Raw genomic sequence first — 1,802 nt, 5'->3', positions numbered from 1 at the left:
TGTCAGAGGGGCCTTAGCTCAGCTGGGAGAGCGCCTGCCTTGCACGCAGGAGGTCAGCGGTTCGATCCCGCTAGGCTCCACCACTCTCGAGCTTGAAGCTCAAAGCTTGAAGCTGGAAGACAGCCCGCAGTCGATGAAGTTTTAAGCTAGACGCTTGGTAAGAGGGTTTTCCTCTTCAAGCTTCCAGCTTAAAGCTTCTAGCTTTAAATGCTCTTTAACAATGTAAATCATGCTGACAAAGTCCCTTTCCTACCCGGGAAAGGGCATGAGATACGTCTCAAGCGTATCCGGCAATTGTCGTTGTTGTCATCGCGGATCAGACCCCTTGGGGTTATATGGTCAAGCGATGAAGCGCATACGGTGGATGCCTTGGCAGCCAGAGGCGATGAAGGACGTGGAAGCCTGCGATAAGGCTCGGCGAGGTGGCAAACAACCTGCGACCCGGGCATTTCCGAATGGGGAAACCCACTCAGGGTAACCTGAGTATCCTGTACTGAATCCATAGGTGCAGGAGGCGAACCGGGGGAACTGAAACATCTAAGTACCCCGAGGAAAAGAAATCAACCGAGATTCCCCCAGTAGCGGCGAGCGAACGGGGACTAGCCCTTAAGCGGGTGACAGGTTAGGCGAATGAGTTGGGAAACTCAGCGATACAGGGTGATAGCCCCGTAGTCGAAAGCCTGATCCCGTGAAATCGAGTAGGTCGGGGCACGTGAAACCTTGACTGAAGACGGGGGGACCATCCTCCAAGGCTAAATACTCCTGGCTGACCGATAGTGAACCAGTACCGTGAGGGAAAGGCGAAAAGAACCCCGGAGAGGGGAGTGAAATAGATCCTGAAACCGTATGCGTACAAGCAGTGGGAGCCCCTTCGTGGGGTGACCGCGTACCTTTTGTATAATGGGTCAGCGACTTATTTTCAGTGGCGAGCTTAACCGTATAGGGGAGGCGTAGGGAAACCGAGTCTTAACTGGGCGACCAGTCGCTGGAAATAGACCCGAAACCGGGCGATCTATCCATGAGCAGGTTGAAGGTTGAGTAACATCAACTGGAGGACCGAACCAGGATCTGTTGAAAAAGATTTGGATGACTTGTGGATCGGAGTGAAAGGCTAATCAAGCCCGGAGATAGCTGGTTCTCCTCGAAAGCTATTTAGGTAGCGCCTCACGTATCACCGCCGGGGGTAGAGCACTGTTTCGGCTAGGGGGTCATCCCGACTTACCAACCCGAGGCAAACTCCGAATACCGGTGAGTGCAGCGTGGGAGACACACAGCGGGTGCTAACGTCCGTTGTGAAAAGGGAAACAACCCAGACCGTCAGCTAAGGTCCCGAAATCCTGGTTAAGTGGGAAACGATGTGGGAAGGCTTAGACAGCTAGGAGGTTGGCTTAGAAGCAGCCATCCTTTAAAGAAAGCGTAATAGCTCACTAGTCGAGTCGGCCTGCGCGGAAGATGTAACGGGGCTCAAACCAGGTACCGAAGCTACGGGTGTGTCGAATGACACGCGGTAGAGGAGCGTCGTGTACGCCGACGAAGGTGTGTCGAGAGGCATGCTGGAGGTATCACGAGTGCGAATGCTGACATGAGTAACGATAAGGGGAGTGAAAAACTCCCCCGCCGGAAGACCAAGGGTTTCTGTTCGACGCTAATCGGAGCAGAGTGAGTCGGCCCCTAAGGCGAGGCCGAAAGGCGTAGTCGATGGGAAACGGGTCAATATTCCCGTACCTCACTGTATTGCGATGGGGGGACGAAGAAGGCTAGGTGAGCCAGGCGTTGGTTGTCCTGGTGAAAGTCAGTAGGCT

At 54.1% G+C, this 1,802-nt stretch carries 1 tRNA gene and 1 rRNA gene (1 of these 2 cut by a window edge); both read left to right on the top strand.

The annotated features are described in order from the left end of the window. The first annotated feature begins 7 nt into the window (after positions 1 to 7). Positions 8 to 83, top strand: a tRNA-Ala gene (locus tag FHR96_RS22200). Positions 84 to 337: 254 nt separating this feature from the next. Then, positions 338 to 1,802: ribosomal RNA gene (locus FHR96_RS22195) — 23S ribosomal RNA — on the top strand; it runs 1,492 nt beyond the window's last position.

Origin of the sequence: Halomonas organivorans (assembly GCF_014192055.1) — a bacterium.
Classification (GTDB): domain Bacteria; phylum Pseudomonadota; class Gammaproteobacteria; order Pseudomonadales; family Halomonadaceae; genus Halomonas; species Halomonas organivorans.
This window is presented reverse-complemented; position numbering and strand designations above follow the sequence as displayed.